Genomic DNA, 1,051 nt, shown 5'->3' on the forward strand with positions numbered 1-1,051 from the left:
AGATTTTTATAAGAGACAGGTTGTCCGATGAACCAGCTGGCGGCGCCGATGACGCCGAGCTGTCCGTGTTCGACGACCTTGACCGGGATGCGCTGCAGGGCCTGGCGCATGCTTCCCTTGTTGAGCAGGCGCGGCACGAACGGGCTGTCGGGCAGGTAGTCGCGCAGCGCCGGCAGGATGCCGCCGGCCAGGTACACGCCACCCTGGGCGCCGTACAGCAGCGCCATGTCGCCGACGGTGCTGCCGAGCAGGCCGCAGAACATCGACAGGGTCTGGACGGCCAGCGCCTCGCTGCCTGACAGCGCGGCGGCGGTGACCTGGTCGGGTTGCTGGCAGACCGGCGACTGGCCATTGACCGCGGCCAGTGCCCGGTACAGGTTCATCAGCCCGGGACCGGACAGGGCGTGCTCGACCGGCACGTGTTCACGGTCCTTGAGCAGCTGCCGCAGCACTTCCATTTCCAGCGCATTGCCGACCGCCAGCGCGGCCTGGCCGGCTTCGGTGGCCAGCACCACCGCGCGCGGCTGGTGCGGAATCCACACCGCCGCGCCCAGGCCGGTGCCGGGACCGAGAATCAGCGAGGGTCCGGGCACGGCGGCTTCGCGCGGGCCACTGAGCTGGATGAGATGGCTGGCATCGACCTGGGCGGCGGCGTGTGCCACGGCCTCGAAGTCGTTGACCAGCTGCACCTGCTGCAGGCCCAGGCGTTGGCCCAGGGCGGCCAGTGACAGCGGCCAGGGCAGGTTGTTGGTGATGACGGTGCCGTCTTCCAGCGCATAGCCGGCGCTGGCGATGACCGCGGCGCGGACGCCGGCCTGGCTGCCGAGGGTGGCCAGGAAGGCCTGGACGATGTCGACCAGGCTGGCGAAGTCGGCGTTGAGGTACTTCTGGTAGGCCAGCACGGCCACCGGCTGGGTCGCCAGTCCGGTCGGCCGCACCAGCGCGATGCGCACATGGGTGCCGCCGACGTCGGCGGCAATGAACGGACCGTCCAGCGCGCTCATGCGCGATACCGGCATTGGATTGGCGATGGCGACCACATGTCTCCCCA

The 1,051-nt window shown here is 69.7% G+C and carries 1 protein-coding gene; it reads right to left on the reverse strand.

Annotated elements, in window-relative coordinates:
• On the reverse strand, nucleotides 1-1,004 hold a 1,004-nt coding region (locus ABB29_RS15340; RefSeq protein WP_425414782.1), incomplete at its 3' end, for a glucokinase.
• Nucleotides 1,005-1,051 lie beyond the last annotated feature (47 nt).

The organism is Pseudoxanthomonas dokdonensis (assembly GCF_001431405.1).
Taxonomy (GTDB): domain Bacteria; phylum Pseudomonadota; class Gammaproteobacteria; order Xanthomonadales; family Xanthomonadaceae; genus Pseudoxanthomonas_A; species Pseudoxanthomonas_A dokdonensis.